Origin of the sequence: Shewanella sp. Isolate8, from assembly GCF_022398495.1 — a bacterium.
Taxonomy (GTDB): Bacteria; Pseudomonadota; Gammaproteobacteria; order Enterobacterales; family Shewanellaceae; genus Shewanella; species Shewanella aquimarina.
The window spans coordinates 372808-388298 of record NZ_JAKEVI010000001.1; the positions used below are offsets into that span (position 1 = coordinate 372808).

Annotated in this window: 17 protein-coding genes; 9 read left to right on the top strand and 8 right to left on the bottom strand. The window is 55.7% G+C overall.

Features of this window, described 5'->3' with window-relative positions:
• Positions 1 to 82: 82 nt before the first annotated feature.
• Complete coding sequence (locus L1D43_RS01545) at positions 83 to 1996, top strand: U32 family peptidase (RefSeq protein WP_239849683.1); 1914 nt, start codon at positions 83 to 85, stop codon at positions 1994 to 1996.
• 40 nt (positions 1997 to 2036) lie between these two features.
• Positions 2037 to 2411, top strand: coding sequence for a PH domain-containing protein (locus L1D43_RS01550; RefSeq protein WP_239849684.1), 375 nt, complete (start codon positions 2037 to 2039; stop codon positions 2409 to 2411).
• A gap of 49 nt (positions 2412 to 2460) precedes the next feature.
• Here L1D43_RS01550 and L1D43_RS01555 read toward each other — a convergent pair whose 3' ends face one another.
• The 4 genes from L1D43_RS01555 to L1D43_RS01570 all read right to left on the bottom strand — a co-directional run bounded on the left by L1D43_RS01555 (position 2461) and on the right by L1D43_RS01570 (position 5850).
• Entirely contained in the window at positions 2461 to 3648 is a 1188-nt protein-coding gene (locus L1D43_RS01555; RefSeq protein ID WP_239849685.1) for an AAA family ATPase, read from the bottom strand.
• Positions 3649 to 3732: 84 nt separating this feature from the next.
• Complete coding sequence (locus L1D43_RS01560; protein WP_239849686.1) at positions 3733 to 4026, bottom strand: helix-hairpin-helix domain-containing protein; 294 nt, start codon at positions 4024 to 4026, stop codon at positions 3733 to 3735.
• Positions 4027 to 4088: 62 nt separating this feature from the next.
• Entirely contained in the window at positions 4089 to 4682 is a 594-nt protein-coding gene (locus tag L1D43_RS01565; protein WP_239849687.1) for a LysE family translocator, read from the bottom strand.
• A gap of 268 nt (positions 4683 to 4950) precedes the next feature.
• The gene (locus L1D43_RS01570) at positions 4951 to 5850 is read right to left on the bottom strand and encodes a LysR family transcriptional regulator (RefSeq protein ID WP_239849688.1); all 900 of its coding nucleotides are present in this window, start codon (positions 5848 to 5850) and stop codon (positions 4951 to 4953) included.
• A gap of 144 nt (positions 5851 to 5994) precedes the next feature.
• Between L1D43_RS01570 and L1D43_RS01575 the strand changes: the two genes are divergently transcribed.
• Positions 5995 to 6636 carry an NAD(P)-dependent oxidoreductase gene (locus L1D43_RS01575; protein ID WP_239849689.1) on the top strand — a complete coding sequence of 214 codons (642 nt, stop codon included), beginning with the start codon at positions 5995 to 5997 and terminating at the stop codon, positions 6634 to 6636.
• 115 nt (positions 6637 to 6751) lie between these two features.
• Here the strand turns inward: L1D43_RS01575 and rpiA are convergent, their stop codons facing one another.
• Positions 6752 to 7411: a ribose-5-phosphate isomerase RpiA gene (rpiA, locus tag L1D43_RS01580; RefSeq protein ID WP_041510159.1), complete on the bottom strand. Its 660-nt coding sequence runs from the start codon at positions 7409 to 7411 to the stop codon at positions 6752 to 6754.
• A gap of 565 nt (positions 7412 to 7976) precedes the next feature.
• On the opposite strand from rpiA, the gene L1D43_RS01585 reads away from it, so the two are divergent.
• Entirely contained in the window at positions 7977 to 8900 is a 924-nt protein-coding gene (locus L1D43_RS01585) for a DUF808 domain-containing protein (RefSeq protein WP_239849690.1), read from the top strand.
• 110 nt (positions 8901 to 9010) lie between these two features.
• Positions 9011 to 9658, top strand: coding sequence for a peptidylprolyl isomerase (locus L1D43_RS01590; protein ID WP_239849691.1), 648 nt, complete (start codon positions 9011 to 9013; stop codon positions 9656 to 9658).
• Positions 9659 to 9662: 4 nt separating this feature from the next.
• Here L1D43_RS01590 and L1D43_RS01595 read toward each other — a convergent pair whose 3' ends face one another.
• A complete protein-coding gene (locus L1D43_RS01595) occupies positions 9663 to 10556 on the bottom strand; it encodes a LysR substrate-binding domain-containing protein (protein ID WP_239849692.1) in 894 nt (297 codons plus the stop codon).
• A gap of 100 nt (positions 10557 to 10656) precedes the next feature.
• Between L1D43_RS01595 and L1D43_RS01600 the strand changes: the two genes are divergently transcribed.
• Together L1D43_RS01600 and L1D43_RS01605 are read left to right on the top strand one after the other, a co-directional pair.
• Positions 10657 to 11085, top strand: coding sequence for a CidA/LrgA family protein (locus L1D43_RS01600; protein WP_239849693.1), 429 nt, complete (start codon positions 10657 to 10659; stop codon positions 11083 to 11085).
• Positions 11078 to 11779, top strand: a complete 702-nt coding sequence (locus L1D43_RS01605) for an LrgB family protein (RefSeq protein ID WP_239849694.1) — start codon at positions 11078 to 11080, stop codon at positions 11777 to 11779. Before L1D43_RS01600 ends, L1D43_RS01605 begins: the two co-directional genes overlap by 8 nt.
• A gap of 35 nt (positions 11780 to 11814) precedes the next feature.
• On the opposite strand, the gene L1D43_RS01610 is transcribed toward L1D43_RS01605, so the two are convergent.
• Positions 11815 to 12234, bottom strand: a complete 420-nt coding sequence (locus tag L1D43_RS01610; protein WP_239849695.1) for a CBS domain-containing protein — start codon at positions 12232 to 12234, stop codon at positions 11815 to 11817.
• A 359-nt stretch (positions 12235 to 12593) separates the two neighbouring features.
• On the opposite strand from L1D43_RS01610, the gene L1D43_RS01615 reads away from it, so the two are divergent.
• Together L1D43_RS01615 and L1D43_RS01620 are read left to right on the top strand one after the other, a co-directional pair.
• Positions 12594 to 14366, top strand: coding sequence for an alkaline phosphatase D family protein (locus tag L1D43_RS01615; protein ID WP_239849696.1), 1773 nt, complete (start codon positions 12594 to 12596; stop codon positions 14364 to 14366).
• Between the two features lie 273 nt (positions 14367 to 14639).
• Positions 14640 to 15206: a phosphoribosyltransferase family protein gene (locus L1D43_RS01620; protein ID WP_239849697.1), complete on the top strand. Its 567-nt coding sequence runs from the start codon at positions 14640 to 14642 to the stop codon at positions 15204 to 15206.
• 72 nt (positions 15207 to 15278) lie between these two features.
• On the opposite strand, the gene L1D43_RS01625 is transcribed toward L1D43_RS01620, so the two are convergent.
• Complete coding sequence (locus L1D43_RS01625) at positions 15279 to 15491, bottom strand: hypothetical protein (RefSeq protein WP_239849698.1); 213 nt, start codon at positions 15489 to 15491, stop codon at positions 15279 to 15281.

Here is a 15491-nt window from a genome sequence, read left to right on the forward strand (position 1 = left end):
ATATCGAAGTGTTTTGTGAGCCAGGTCTGTTATAATCGCGCCCCTAATTTTTATCTATCTGTGATCTGATTCGAGACTCCTCATGGACAAGCCTGAGATTTTTATCCCCGATAGCGCCGCCAGTGCGCCGGTAACCACCCGCTCAAACCGCCTCGAGCTCCTGGCCCCCGCCAAGAATGCCGACTATGGTATCGAGGCCATCAAGCATGGTGCCGACGCCGTCTATATCGGTGGCCCAGCCTTCGGTGCCAGGGCGACTGCCGGCAACAGCGTCGAGGATATCGCGCGTCTGTGTGAGTTTGCCCACCGCTATCACGCCCAGGTGTTTGTCGCCATCAACACCATCTTGATGGACGATGAGCTGGACGCGGCGCAGAAGCTGATCTGGCAGGTATATGAGGCCGGGGCCGACGCGCTGATCGTGCAGGACATGGGCGTGCTGCAGCTGGATATTCCGCCTATCGCCCTGCACGCCAGTACCCAGATGGATAACCGTAACCCAGAGAAGGTCGCCTTCTTAGAGCAGGTAGGCTTCTCACAGGTGGTGCTTGCCCGAGAGCTTGGCCTGAGTCAGATCCGCGACGTGGCAGCTAAGACTAATATGCAGCTGGAGTTCTTCATCCACGGCGCCCTGTGTGTCGCCTACAGTGGCCTGTGTAACCTGAGTCACGCCTTTAGCAATCGCAGTGCCAACCGCGGCGAGTGTTCGCAGATGTGCCGTTTGCCGGGGGATCTCAAGACTCGTCAGGGCGAGGTGCTGGCGCAGAATGAACACCTCTTGTCTCTCAAAGACAACAACCAGACGGATAACTTAGAGGCGCTGATCGACGCGGGCATTCGCTCATTCAAGATTGAGGGGCGTCTTAAAGATCTCAGCTATGTAAAGAACGTGACCGCTCACTATCGTCAGGAGCTAGATAAGATCATCGCGCGCCGCCCCGAGTTTGTCGCCTCGAGCCATGGCCGCTGCGAGCACACCTTTACGCCTAACACAGAGAAGACCTTTAATCGTGGCCGCACCGACTACTTCGTTAACGAGCGTAGCCAGGGGGTCAGCGACTTCCGTTCGCCAAAATACATCGGCGAAGAGGTGGGCAAGGTGGCGGCCCTGGGCAAAGACTTTATTCAGGTAGAATCGAGCCACAGTTTCAACAATGGTGACGGCCTGTGTTACTTCCCGCCTAACTATGAGAAGGCCAAGCAGTCTGACGATAAGCTACAGGGGCTCAGGGTCAACCGCGCCGACGGCAACAAGCTGTATGTGATCGCCGTGCCGGGCGATCTTAAGGTGGGCGCTACCCTATACCGTAACCATGATCAGGCGTTCGAGACAGTGCTGGCCAAGGAGTCGTCTAAGCGGATCATCAAGGTGGACATGACGCTGAGCGATACCCCGGAGGGGGTCGCCCTGACCATGACCGACCAATATGGCCTGAGCGCCACCTGTGAGCTGGCGATGGAGAAGACCCCGGCCACAGACGTCGAGAAGGCGATGCAGAACCTGAACAAGCAGCTAAGAAAGCTGGGCAGCACAGACTTCGAGGCCCGCGAGATCCATGTTGAGACCGCCAGCGCCTGGTTTATGCCGGCTTCCCAGCTTAACGGCCTGCGCCGTGACACGGTCGCGGCTCTGGAGCAGGCGCGCGTCGAGGGTTATGTGCGCCCGCAGGCGTGGAAATACAATCAAGACGCCACCTATCCCTTTAAGCATCTGAGCTTCATGGGCAACGTGGCCAACGAGAAGGCGAAAGACTTCTACACACGTCATGGGGTGATCGAGATAGAAGATACCTATGAGAAGAACGGCATCACAGAGGATGCACCGCTGATGGTGACCAAGCACTGCCTGCGCTTTAATTTCAACCTCTGCCCGAAAGAGGTGCCCGGTATCAAGGCCGAGCCACTGCAGATAGAGATAGGTAAAGATGTGCTCAAGTTGGTGTTCGACTGCCCTAAATGTGAAATGATGGTTGTCGGCGCTAACCGTCAGGTATAGGCTAGGGAACAAATTAAGTTCACTTTCAAGGAGATCAAATATGGGACTGTTAGATGCGCTGATGGGCAATGCTGCCGAAGTGAACCTGGATGAATTAGCCCAGGATCTGGGGCCTATCATGGGCGACAACGAGCAGTTAGCCCTGGCTTACCGAGTGGTGCGTGATATGTTTGTGTTTACTAACAAGCGCCTTATCCTCATCGACAAGCAGGGCGTGACCGGCAAGAAGGTGAGTTATCACTCTGTGCCCTATAAGGCGATCACCCATTTCGAGGTGGAAACCGCCGGGACCTTCGACATGGACGCCGAGTTAAAGCTGTGGATCTCGGGCCAGAAAGATCCCCTGGTGAAGGAGCTGAAGAAGGGCACAGACGTGGTGGGTATCCAGAAGACGATCGCTAACTTCTCACTCTAGGCGATGACTCCTCGATTTAGTCGCCTTATCGACCCTTACAAGCCCAGGCCTAGGCCTGGGCTTTTTGTTGCCAGTGCCAGCTTGGCGTCGAGAGCAGATCTTGCCCCAAGACCTTGGTCTGCCCCAATTGTTTATCTAGTTCGATGAGCTGGCACTGCTCAAATTCGTTGAGGGCATTTATCAGCCGATTGGCGTGGGAGACCACCCATAGCTGACACACCTCAGATGCCTTGGCGATAAGCCTGGCCAGTGCCGGTAGCAGATCCGGATGCAGGCTGGTTTCCGGCTCGTTCAATACCATCAGCTCCGGCGGCCTGGGTGTCAGCAAGGCCGCGATCAACAGCAGATACCTTAAGGTGCCATCGGAGAGTTCTTTGGCATTGAGGGGTCTGAGCAGTCCCTGCTGATGAAAGTTGACGCTTAACAGGCCACCTGCCTGGTAGTCTATGGTGACATGGGCGCCGGGAAAGGCATCACTCACCGCCTCGTCGAAGCTTTCCTTATCGCCTATCTCGAAGATGGTCTGAATCGCCGAGGCCAGATCCCGACCGTCATGGTGCAACACTGGGGTGCGGGTGCCCAGCTGTGGCTGGCGCGCGGGCGCCTCGCTGTCGCTGCGAAAATGATCGTAGAAGCGCCAGGCGCGGATGCTGTCTCTGAGTCTTAACACCTCGGGCGTGCGAGTGGGATCCGACAGCTCGGTGAAGATGCTGTCGCCGTGCTGCATATGCTGATTCAGGCTCTGCCAGCCATCTTGCCCCCCTTGCTGGGCGCGCCCCTTCACCATGGGGCCACGTCGCTCCACCAGTACGGTGGCGGGTCGATACTTGTTGCCGACCCAGATCGCCTCACGTTTTATCTGAGGATCTAGCCCAAAGAGGGTGGTGCTGTCGGGCTTAGGCAGGCCAAGCTCAATCAGGTAGCTAAACTCGTCGCCGGCAAAGCCCAGTTTTAACCGCTTAGTCTGTTGGCGAACTGTAGGCGTGATTTCTGTCTCGCCGCTTAACATTCCTTTAGTAAGGTTTTCCGGTCCCGCCCAGAAGCAGGAGTCTAATCCGCCCTCCTGAGCCAGGGCGTTGACTACGCCGCCTTGTGCCGTTTGTGCCAGCAGGCGTAGCGCCTTATAGAGATTGGATTTACCACTGCCGTTGGCGCCTGTCACCAGATTGAGCTGGCCAAGAGGCAGACGTATGTCGCGTAATGAACGGTAGTTACTGATGGCTAAGGTGGTGAGCATGGCTTATTCGGATTGAGATGAGCTTGGATCAATAGTGGCATCTTTAATCTCTCGATGCCATAAAAGGCCAGGAGGAAAATGAGCTTAACCCTGATTTTGCTTGGCCAGATGCACCTTACGCTCGGGCGTGTAGTGCCACCAGGGCTGCGCCTCTTCCCCTTCCATGAAACGCACCGCGGCGATAAAGACATCGATGACGCAGGGGTCGTGACGTTCGCCCGTGATGGCTTCGAGCCTGGCGTGCATCTGGTAAGGATCTTGCCCAATAAGATCGCTCGGCTGCGTTAGCCCAAGCTTTTGAAAGTCCTCAGCGGTGGCCTTGCCCACATTGGGGATCATGGTAAATGTGGTGATGCAATCTCGCCCGGCTTTGTTCATGAGCTGCTCCTGTTGATATGGTTAAAGTGTAGGGCCTATTACTGGCGGTCTGCTGCTGGCTTTTATGCCCACAGGGCGTAGCCGACGGCGATCAGCATGGCGATGGCGAAGAAAATTCGCAGCGCTCTTGCCGCGCGCGGGCGGGAAAACAGCGGTCGCAGCAGGCCTCCGAAGGCTAGCCAGAGGCTGTCTACCAGGGTGGCGACCAGCAGGGCGCAGATACCTGTGGCCAGATAGCCCAGGCTGGTGTTCTCGAGTGGCAGCAAGAACTGGGAGAAGATGGCCAGAAAGGCCGCATAGGCCTTGGGGTTGAGCAGGTTTAGGACAAAGCCATCCCTAAAACTCGGCGCACGCTGGGCCGCATCCAACTGGGTGCAGGGGGCGCTGGCGATCTTATAGGCGATAAAGGCGATATAGGCGGCGCCCAGTAGTTGGCAGGTGAGCCTTAGCTCGGGAAAGCGGCTAAACAGGGCGGCGAGTCCAATGCTGGCGCCAACAATGGCGACCGAGAGTCCCAGGAGTATGCCCGCAAGAAAGGGGGCGCCGCGTCTGATGCCAAAGGTGGCCCCTGTGGCGGCAAGCGCCAGTGGCGCGGGCCCTGGCGAGCCCAGGAGTAATCCAGTTGCTGCGATTAACGAAAGTAGTGATTCCAACATGCCAGGCTCCTTGTGACGCATATTCCATTGGGTAACCCATTTACCCGGACTCAGCATCATATCCTGAATGGCAGGCGTGTAAAGTCATCACCTAAACTGGCGAGGCGGCCTGGCTGCAAGTTTATCGCTACACCTGCACAGCTTTCCTTACAGACTCTCATATAGCAGCGCTTACTGTTGCACTTTCTGTTGCACTTTCTGTTGCACTTACTGTTGTTAAAGACAGGCCTTGCTTGGTTTCGCTGTTTCTCACTCTGCTTCGACAGCGCTATTCGGGCTGGTGTTTGACTATGTCTTGCTGCCAGCGCTCGGCGAGAAAGTCGATGAAGTGACGAATGAGATGTTGCTGATAGCTTCGCGACAGATAGACGGCCCACAGCTGCTTGCTCGACAGATGATAGTCGGGCAGCAGCTCGACCAGCTCCCCCGAGCTCAGGTATGTATTGGCGAGGTCGCAGGGCAGATGGATGATGCCCTTACCCCGCAGCGCGGCCTTGAGGAGCACGCCCATGTCGTTAGCCTGTAGGTTGCCGCTAATCGGTTGCTCAATGTTTTGATTGTCTTTTACAAATCGCCAGCTGGTTTGGCTGACATGGATCAGGCAGTTGTGCACGGCGAGATCGCCGAGCTCAGTGATGGGCTCATGCCCGGCGAGATAGTCCGGCGAGGCGCACAGCACCGAGTCAATCTGCATCAGGCGGCGGGCGATCAGGCTCTCGTCGGGCTGCTGGGTATAACGCAGGGCGATATCCACCCGCTCGTCGACCAGCTGCACCATCTCATCCGACAGCACCAGCTGTACCTTGACCTCTGGGTGTGCCTGGGTGAAGTCGTCTACCGCATCGAACAGTAGCGCCTGACCCAGGCCGATGGGGCTGGCGATGCGTATGCTGCCGACCAATTCTTGTCGGTGGCGCTGGGCGCGGTTTTGCAGGGCGGCGACCTCATCGAGGATCTTCTGACAATAGAGAAACGCCTCTTCGCCCTGCACGCTCAGGCTGACGCTACGTGTGGTGCGATGCAGCAGGCGCAGCCCCAGCCAGCGTTCCACCTCTTGAATATGGCGGGAGACCTGTAGTCGGCTCAGGTTCAGTTGCTCGGCGGCCTGGGTGAAGCTGCCGCAGCTGGCGACCTCGACGAAGCTGCGGATAGCGCTGATCTTATCCATTCTAGTAACCTTATTTTGTAACTAAGATTGGCAACCGAAATTGGTAACCTAAACTGAAACAATGATGCTCTATCTAAGCTGTTTATCACGATAAGCGGGCTAAGTAAACTGATGCCAATTTAGTCAGATTGTGAGGAACAGAAGATGAATATAGCGATCATTGGCGCCACGGGTTGGATAGGCAGCACCTTGATGCAGGAGGCTTTGAGCCGCCAATTGCCGGTCACCGCCTTGGTGAGAGACCCAGCTAAATTAACCGGTGAGTTAGCAGATCAGGTTACGGCGCGGCCCTTAGATCTTGAGCAGGCCATAGACCCTCAGGTGTTTGAGGGGATCGATCTGGTGATCGCCGCCGTGGGCGGACGCGCCTCGGGTCAGCATCAGCTGGTGCCATCGAGCGCCAAGGCGCTACTCGAGGTGCTGCCTAAGACGCAGGTGAAGCGTCTGTTGTGGGTCGGCGGTGCAGGTAGCCTTGAGGTGGCTCCCGGTGTGACCTTAGTGCAATCGCCGGACTTTCCGCCAGAGTATAAGGATGAGGCTTTGGCGCAGGGCGAAGCGCTTAAGGTGTTTAGAGAGAGCGACTCGGCCGTTAACTGGACCTTTGTCAGCCCGGCCGCCGAGATCTACCCCGGCGCCAGCGAAGGGGCCTATCGTATCGGTGGTGACAAGTTTTTCACCGATGACGCGGGACGCAGCCGCATCTCGGTAACGGATTACGCTAAGGCGATGTTAGATCTCATCGCTTCAGAAGACTATGGCCGTCAGCGGATCAGCGTCGCCTACTAAGAAGCGACAAGGGGACCTGGCCCTGATACAGAAAAAGCCACTCTATGAGTGGCTTTTTTATGAGGCCTTATTTTAAGACTGTTTTATAAGGCTGTTTTAAAAGGCTTAGTCTGGCCTATGGCTTAACCGTCTTGACGCCTTCAGGGGTGCCGACCAGCAGCACGTCTGCGCCGCGGTTGGCGAACAGGCCGTTGGTGACCACGCCGACGATCTGATTAATCTGCTCTTCCAGCTCTTTTGGATTAACGATCTTCATGTTGTAGACATCGAGGATCACGTTGCCGTTATCTGTGACAACGCCTTCGCGGTAGACAGGATCGCCACCTAGTTTCACCAGCTCACGTGCTACGTAAGAGCGCGCCATAGGGATCACTTCGACTGGCAGCGGGAACTCGCCCAATACTTCGACTTCCTTGGTGTTATCCACGATACAGACGAACTTGTCGGCCACGGCGGCGACAATCTTCTCGCGGGTCAATGCCGCGCCGCCACCCTTGATCATGTCCATGTGGCCATTGATCTCATCGGCACCATCGACATAGACAGAGAGCTGATCGACAGAGTTCAGATCAAAAACCGGGATCCCCAGCGCCTTCATCTTCTCGGTCGAGGCCTCAGAGCTAGACACTGCACCTTCGATGTCGGCCTTCATGGTGGCCAGGGCATCGATAAAGTGGTTAACGGTCGAGCCGGTACCTACGCCGACAATACTGTCTTTCTCAACATACTCGAGCGCAGCCCATCCGGCGGCTTTTTTCATTTCATCTTGAGTCATAAGGAGTTCCTATAAGGATAAACGAAGCATTTTGTCGTCATTATACCTTTAGTTCTCCTCGGGAGTATGTCAAATGACGCAGTTTGTTACTTTAGCGAAGAATTTATCTAGGGCCTGTTGACCTTTTGAGAACAATTTTTGTTCTAATTGAGCACGTTCAAATCGCGGCATGAGGCTTGAAGTATAGTTATTCTATATAAAAGCCGAGTAACAAAGCGTTGAGCTTGCTCAAGACGAACCCTGCGGGCAGCGTCTGTATCATTTTTCTACTGCGTTATCGCTCATTGATGTAGTGCACTACATGACAATCGCTCTACCTTGTATAAAAGCGATACAGAATGCTGCAAAAATGAACGCGAAAGATAAACAGGCCCTAGGGGAAATTTGTGTGAAATCTCTCAACTTAGGCCTGTGGTGGGGGATTTGCATGGGTCTTACTGGAAAAATACCCGGGTTCAGAGTACGTTAGCTGTCAACATTAGCCCTCTAGCGATTAATTGGTTAGAGGCCCCGTGCCCAGTTCGGGTTGCGGGTAAAGGATATTGAGTAGAGAAAAGGAGACAGCATGGCAGGCGCGAGTCTATTGAGCTTGTTGGATGATATTGCAGCCATTTTGGATGATGTGGCCCTGATGAGTAAGGTCGCGGCGCGCAAGACGGCCGGGGTGCTGGGGGATGACCTGGCGTTAAACGCCCAACAGGTATCAGGGGTCAACGCCGATCGTGAGCTGCCCGTGGTGTGGGCTGTGGCCAAGGGCTCGCTGCGAAACAAGCTGATCTTAGTGCCGGCGGCGCTCTTGATTAGCGCCTTCATCCCCTGGGCGGTGACGCCTCTGCTGATGTTCGGCGGCCTGTTTCTCTGCTATGAGGGCTTCGAGAAGGTCCACCACTCCATGACCCATAAGCACGAGCCTGCCATGAGTGAGAGCGAGATGGCCAAGGCGGCTGTGGATCTCAAGGCCTTCGAGAAGCAGAAGGTGGCCGGGGCGATCCGCACCGACTTCGTGCTGTCGGCGGAGATCATCGCCATCACCTTAGGCGTGGTGGCCGAGAGCAGTTTCATGACTCAGGTGGTGACCCTGGCAATCATTGCCGTGTTGATGACGGTCGGTGTCTATGGCCTGGTGGCGGGTATCGTGAAGCTGGATGATGCCGGGCTCTACCTGAGTCAGCGTCAGGGGGATGGCCTGCTGCGACGTCTGGGTCGTAAGTTAGGCGGCGCCCTGGTGAACGCCGCGCCCTACCTGATGCGCGGCCTGACCGTGGTGGGCACCATCGCCATGTTTATGGTGGGGGGCGGTATCCTCACCCATGGTATTCATCAGATTGCCGAGGTGTTTGAGCAGGCAGCCCATTGGGTGGCAGGGTTTACTATAGTCGGGCCTGTCTTGGCCTGGATGACCCCGAGTCTGCTCAACGCCCTGTTTGGTGTATTGGTGGGCGCGGTGGCCCTTGTTGTGATGTCGCTGATTGGGCGGCTTCGCAACTGATATTTGGCCGTTAGATGTAGCATAATGTATCAGTAACAACTTGTATCTTATGTTGTTTTCTAATTTACGGACTCGTAACATCCCTCTTGTGACACGCTTTGGGGACTGTGATGAAAAAGCAATTAAGAGGCAAGTTAGTCCTGGGGGCTCTGTTGCTCCTGGGTTTGAGTGGCTGCGGCAGTGAGGCAGGCAGTAACGGGGTGATAGTCAATCCGCCGGTGACCGGCCCAGTGCCCGATATGAGCATAGATGCCTGCTTCACCATGACCACGAGTCTGGGGGAGGTTGGGCTAGGTATAGATAGCCGCCATACGCCGCAATCGGCCGCCAACTTCATCGGCTATGTCGATGCTAAATTTTACGATGGCACCCTGATCCACAGGGTGATTCATAATTTCATCATTCAGGGGGGCGGTTTCACCTCGGGCATGGTACCTAAGCCGGGAGGTGCGCCCATATCTAACGAGGCTAGCGTAGGCTTTAGCAATCTCAGGGGAACACTGGCCATGGCGCGTGGGCGTCAGAGTGATTCGGCCACCTCGCAGTTTTTCATCAACATCCTAGACAACCCTCAGCTGGATTACAGCGCCAGCAGCCCAGGCTACGCCGTGTTCGGCAAGGTGCTCTTCGGCATGGAGGTGGTGGATCAGATAGGCATAGTGGCCACCACTCGGGTAGGGGAGTACAGCGATTTCCCGCTGGAGGAGGTCGTTATCGAGCGTATCGCCCCCAGCGAGTGTCCCATCGTGGAAGACTAATAGGCTATTCGCCGCTCGCCTGATGGCGTTTGACCAGGTCTATCATCGCCTGAGCCGCGAAGGAGAGGCTGAGATCTTTGCGCCAAAATAGGCTCATCTGCCAGCTGAGTGCAGTCTGGGTGAGGGGGCGGATGACCACGCCCTTGGGCCGGTAGCGCTCGGCAATAAACTTAGGCAGTAGCATCACGCCGATCCCGGCGGCCACCAGGGCGACGCCAAACTCGGGCTGGTTCACCTGGGTCGGATTCTTGATGTTAACGCTTGCCTGCTGACATGCCCTGATCACCATCTCATGGAGTGAAAATTCCGATTCAAACAGTATTTGTGGCTGGTCATCGAGTTCGCCTAGGGGGATCTCAGCGTGCCTCGCCAGCGGATGTTCGCTGGGGAGCACCACCACCATGGGCTCGGTATGAATGGCAATCCCCTCATAGCGATCCTTGAGATCGATAATGCCGGTGGCGAGTTCAATTTCACCCTGTTGCAGTGCCTGAGTCTGCTCCACGCCGCCGCGAACCAGCAGCTGGGTCTCTATCTCTGGGTAGGCCTGACGATACTTAGCGATGATGGGCGCAAATAGCTCGGCGCTGCCCAGTGGCGCCAGACCCAGGCGCAGTATCCCTAAGTTAAGTCCTTTGAGCTGTGCCAGCTCTTCCATCATTGCCTGCTTGTCTTCCAGTAGCCTAATGGCGTGGCGATAGACCACCTCGCCATGGGGTGTAAGCTGCACCTTAGTGCCGCGTTTGCCCCGGGTGAGCAAGGGTAGATCCAGCTCGTGCTCGAGCTGGGCGATAGACTTTGACAGGGCAGGTTGGCTGATATGGATCCGCTCGGCGGCGCGGTTAAACCCCCCCGAGGTGACGATTTCGACAAAGTAGTGTAATGCCTTGAGATCCATTGAATAGCTTTTGGTAATCTATTTTATAAATAATATTCATTTTTTTTATTTAAATGGCAAGCGTAAGATCGCTACATCTTCTCGTTATACAGAGTTTTTCATGGCAACTTTTCTTCCCCCACTTCGAAATCTGCTGCAACTCCTGTTGCAGGTGGGGCTATTGTCTCTGCTGGCCCTTGCCGCCCAATGGTTGGTGACTCGCCTGGCCTTACCCCTGCCGAGCGGGGTGATTGGCTTGGCTGCGCTGCTGGCCCTGTTGTCACTCAACTGGTTGCCGGAGCGTTTCGTGGCCCGCGGCGCAGCCTGGCTGCTGGGTGAGCTGCTACTCTTCTTCATTCCGCCGGTTGTCGCCTCCATGCATTATGCGCCGCTGCTGGAGCAGTATGGTGTGAGCCTACTCTGCACCTTAGTGCTGGGGAGCGTCAGCGTCCTGCTGATCACCGGCTTTGTCATCGACCGAGTCTTTAAATATGAGCGCCGCATTAGACGCGTCGGCGCGGCCCAGACATTGGATATTCGACATGGTTAACTCATTGCATCTGTCGCTGCTCGGCCTAGGCTGCTTGCTGGCGACCCTGGTCAGTTATGCCCTGAGTAAGTACCTCTATCGTCGCTTCGGTCACTGGTGGTTATCGCCCATGGTGCTGACACCGGCCATACTGCTGGGCTTGGTGGTCATTTTTGCCATTCCGCTGCCCACCTATTTCGAATATAACCACTATCTCAGCTTGCTACTGGCGCCGGCGACCATAGCGTTCGCCTTGCCCATCTATCGTGAGCGTCATCTGATCCGTCGCTACCCGCTGACTTTGAGCCTGGGTGTGCTGACCGGTCTGCTGGCGGGTCTGGTCTCCTCCTGGCTGCTGACGCGGGTGATCTATCTGCCGCCCGAGTTGTCTCACAGCCTGCTGGTGCGGTCGGTTTCGACCCCTTTTGCCTTGGAGGCGACCCGCGAGTTTGGCGGCGTGCCGGACCTCACCGCCGTACTGGTGTTGATGACGGGTGTGCTGGGCATGTTGCTGTGTGGTCCTGTGTTCAGGCTGGCGAAGATCTCTAGCCCTTTGGCTAAGGGCGCCGCCTTAGGCGCCAGCGCCCATGGGGTGGGGGCGGCCAAGGCCGCCGAATATGGCCGTGAGGAGGGCGTAGTGGCCAGCCTCACCATGATCTTTACCGGCATCGCCATGGTGATCGGTGCGCCGCTATTCGCCTATCTCTTGGTGTAGTTAGCCTAAGTTACAGGCTTAGACGACTCGCGTATCTAGCGTTTCAGTAGCGCGGCGCATAGCTTGACGAAGTCCGACGAGGTTAAGATGCCGATCACCTTGTGGGCCTCGTCGACTACCGGCAGGCAGCCCAGCTTGTTGTCGACGAAGTAGTCCACCACCACGGCCAGCGGCTCGTCCAGGGTCACCTTCTGAAACTCTCTATCCATGATCTCGGCCACCGAGGTGCGCCGCTCCTGACGATCCAGCCCTTCGTTGCCGTAATGGGTCAGCATGCCCATGACTGTGCTGATCATCTTCTTGTGGGTCAGTATGCCTACTAGGGTGCCGTCGACTTCGCTGATGACGGGCAGATGGCGCACGCCGCGGCTGCTCATCAAGAGGTGGGCGTCCTTGGTGGTGGCCTGATCGCTGATGCACACAGTGTCTTTGGACATGATATCGCTGACTCTCATGGTCGACTCCTTCAACTATGGGGATGCATTTATCATAACAGTTATTTACGGCGCGATTAAAAAATGCACGCCATCGGCCTGAGGGCGCAGATATCCGCACGGCGAAAAATGCTGCTGCATGGCATTAACCCTGCCCCTTTCGAGATGTTCTGCTGCCTTGGCTATCTCCCTCAGTCGAAACTAGCGGTTGCCGTGATCATAATAATTTTGCAATATTGTTAATTGATAATTAGAGTCATTAGACCTCTTACCAGGAATAACAATAACAAGGTCAGTTATCTTTCGCAGTAGGCGTTTTCAGCTTCACATGTTGTGAAACGAGGGCACAAGGGATAACCGGCTCAAATAAAGGAATAATAATGAAAACCAAGTATTCTCGCAGGGATTTTCTGGCCATGTCGGCCAAGGGTGTTGGTGCCGCCGTTGTCTCCTATGGCCTGATGGGCTGTTCAAGCAGTGACGACGACAAGCAAGAAACCGCCCCTAAGGTTCAATTTTTACACGGTATCGCCAGTGGTGACCCTACCCACAGCGCAGTGATCCTCTGGACCCGAGTCACTCCTGACACCGACGGTGACGTCAAGGTCGGCTGGGAGATCGCAACCGATGCCGACTTTACCCAGATGATCTCCAACGGCGAGACCACCACCAATGCTGATCGCGACTATACCGTCAAGGTGGATGCCATCGGCCTGGACGCGGGTACGGCCTACTATTATCGCTTCATGTCGGGCGAGCAGGTATCAAATGCTGGCATGACCAAGACGCTGCCGCAGGGCGCGGTTGAGCAGGTTAAGCTGGCGGTGATGTCTTGCGCTAACTACCCGGCCGGTCATTTCAATGTGTATCAGCTTGCAAGCGAGCAGGACGCTCTGGACGCAGTGGTGCACCTTGGCGACTACATCTATGAGTATGGTCGCGGCGGTTATGCCAGCGAAAATGCGGCCGAGTTGGGCCGTGAAGTCATGCCTGCGGGTGAGCTCTTTACCCTGTCTGATTACCGCACCCGCTACGGTCAATACCGTAGCGATGGCTCACTGCAGGGCCTACATGCCAAGGTACCTTTCATTACCGTATGGGATGACCATGAGGTGGCGAATGATACCTGGTCTGGCGGCGCCGAAAATCATAACGAGGGCGAAGGGGATTTCGAGGCCCGTAAGACGGCTGCGTTACAAGCCTACTTCGAGTGGCTGCCTATCCGCCCATGGCGCGAGGGTAACCACGAGGAGATCTATCGCTCATTTAGCTTCGGCGATCTAGTCGACCTGCACATGTTAGACACCCGCGTACTGGCTCGTGACAAGCAGCTGGACTACGCCGACTATGTCGATGCCACCACAGGTGCCATGGACAGTGCCCGCTTCATGGCGGATGTCACCAGCAGCGACCGCACCTTACTGGGCGCCGATCAGCTACAGTGGCTGCAGGCCAGTCTGCTGAGTGCAACGGGTAAGTGGCAGGTGCTGGGACAACAGATATTGATGGGCACCATGATGCTGCCTGCGGCGATCGCCATGCAGAAGCTCTCTGTCTATGAATATGCCGAGCTAGGCGCGTTGGCGCAGCTGGCGGCCCGTGCGGCGGCCAATGACCCGACTCTGACGGCGCAGGAATACAGCTTCCTTCTAGGGAATCAGTACAAGCTGACACCCGAGGTGATGGCGCTGCTGCAACTGCCTTCTATCCCCTACAACCTGGATGCCTGGGATGGCTATGCCTATGAGCGTGAGGTGATCCTGGCGACGGCCAAGCAGAAGGGCGCTAACCTGGTGGTGATCGCCGGTGATACCCATAACGCCTGGGCCAACGAGCTTAAGGACAGCCATGGCGATATCGTTGGCGTCGAGTATGCGACCAGCTCGGTTTCTTCACCAGGACTCGAGTATTACCTTGGTATTCCTGCCGATCAGCAGAGCGTGACCGAGGCCGGTGTCGTCGACCTGGTCGATGGCCTCAAGTACACCAACTTGAGGGATCGCGGTTTCATGGTGCTGACCTTCACTCCTGAGTCGGTACGCAGCGACTGGCACTTCGTCGATACTATTCTCGATAGTGAGTTTAGCGAGGCAACTGACAAGCACTACGCGGCGATGACCAAGGCGGGTGAGGCCAAGATCAGCGCGGCATAAGTCGAGGCAAATTGACTCAAAGTAACTGAAGCCGCCTTAGAGGCGGCTTTTTTGTCTTAAAAAGTGCATCCCCCGTCCAAGTTTCGTTATTTAGTTCTGCATGGGGGGCTTTTTTAGTATAAAATTCAGCTCCAAATCCCGCAGCGCCGATTGTCGTCGTGTTGAAGTTCAATACGCGCCCCTTGTGCTACGCTGGATTTGGGGCGAAGCCTAATCGATGGATTACCTTCCTCCCTCTCAAAGACCAAATTAGAACAAGATGGGGACGGCCTGATGTCTGAGAAACACTTTATTACCGCACAGGAATTGCTGGAAGATTCTTTTCGCCTTGCGGCGCAAGTTTATGAGAGCGGTTTTAGACCACAGTTTATTGTCGGCATATGGCGTGGTGGTGCCCCGATAGGGATCGCAGTCCAAGAATATTTCGATTTTAAGCAGGTCGAGACAGATCATATTGCCGTACGTACCTCTTCTTACTATGGCATAGGCACAGACAAGCAGAGCAAGCAGATCAAGGTGCATGGTTTGCACTATATCGTCGAGAACGCCAATGCCGATGATGGCCTGTTGATCGTCGACGATGTGTTCGACTCTGGCCGCAGCATCCACGCCCTGAAAGAGAAGCTGGCGGAGCTGATGCGTCTCAATATGCCAAGAGACGTGCGCATCGCCTGCCCATACTACAAGCCAAAGAATACCGCGGTATCTTTGAAGCCGGATTACTTCATCCATGAATCTGAAGACTGGTTGGTGTTCCCGCACGAGGTGTCTGGCCTGTCGCCAGAGGAGATTGCCAACGGTAAGGGCGATCTGAAGAACATCAAAGAGCTCTTCGTGTAATATTCTGAGCCCAACAAAAAATGCCACCCTAGGGTGGCATTTTTATTGGTGCTAAGTCTTGCTCTAGCCAGGCTAGAGCTTGTCTATCTCGTCACCCAACTGGTAGGCCTTGTCGGTGACTATCTTCTCCAACGTGGCGATGCGGGATTTTAGCTTGTCTATCTCGGCCTTAAGCGCATCAATTTCATTATTGTCCACGCTGGCTTTTCGGCGGTTGTGTTCCTTAAAGGCTGCTAAGGCGAAGGCGCCTATGATGGCGATGGCGGCGATTTGAAAAATGCCCAT

Coding starts and splice junctions, on each gene's coding strand:
- L1D43_RS01615 (WP_239849696.1), top strand. CDS start 12,594: ATGAAAACCAAGTATTCTCGCAGGGATTTTCTGGCCATGTCGGCCAAG.
- L1D43_RS01570 (WP_239849688.1), bottom strand. CDS start 5,850: ATGGATAAGATCAGCGCTATCCGCAGCTTCGTCGAGGTCGCCAGCTGC.
- L1D43_RS01590 (WP_239849691.1), top strand. CDS start 9,011: ATGAAAAAGCAATTAAGAGGCAAGTTAGTCCTGGGGGCTCTGTTGCTC.
- L1D43_RS01585 (WP_239849690.1), top strand. CDS start 7,977: ATGGCAGGCGCGAGTCTATTGAGCTTGTTGGATGATATTGCAGCCATT.
- L1D43_RS01550 (WP_239849684.1), top strand. CDS start 2,037: ATGGGACTGTTAGATGCGCTGATGGGCAATGCTGCCGAAGTGAACCTG.
- L1D43_RS01625 (WP_239849698.1), bottom strand. CDS start 15,491: ATGGGCATTTTTCAAATCGCCGCCATCGCCATCATAGGCGCCTTCGCC.
- L1D43_RS01555 (WP_239849685.1), bottom strand. CDS start 3,648: ATGCTCACCACCTTAGCCATCAGTAACTACCGTTCATTACGCGACATA.
- L1D43_RS01545 (WP_239849683.1), top strand. CDS start 83: ATGGACAAGCCTGAGATTTTTATCCCCGATAGCGCCGCCAGTGCGCCG.
- L1D43_RS01605 (WP_239849694.1), top strand. CDS start 11,078: ATGGTTAACTCATTGCATCTGTCGCTGCTCGGCCTAGGCTGCTTGCTG.
- L1D43_RS01575 (WP_239849689.1), top strand. CDS start 5,995: ATGAATATAGCGATCATTGGCGCCACGGGTTGGATAGGCAGCACCTTG.
- rpiA (WP_041510159.1), bottom strand. CDS start 7,411: ATGACTCAAGATGAAATGAAAAAAGCCGCCGGATGGGCTGCGCTCGAG.
- L1D43_RS01565 (WP_239849687.1), bottom strand. CDS start 4,682: ATGTTGGAATCACTACTTTCGTTAATCGCAGCAACTGGATTACTCCTG.
- L1D43_RS01600 (WP_239849693.1), top strand. CDS start 10,657: ATGGCAACTTTTCTTCCCCCACTTCGAAATCTGCTGCAACTCCTGTTG.
- L1D43_RS01620 (WP_239849697.1), top strand. CDS start 14,640: ATGTCTGAGAAACACTTTATTACCGCACAGGAATTGCTGGAAGATTCT.
- L1D43_RS01560 (WP_239849686.1), bottom strand. CDS start 4,026: ATGAACAAAGCCGGGCGAGATTGCATCACCACATTTACCATGATCCCC.
- L1D43_RS01595 (WP_239849692.1), bottom strand. CDS start 10,556: ATGGATCTCAAGGCATTACACTACTTTGTCGAAATCGTCACCTCGGGG.
- L1D43_RS01610 (WP_239849695.1), bottom strand. CDS start 12,234: ATGAGAGTCAGCGATATCATGTCCAAAGACACTGTGTGCATCAGCGAT.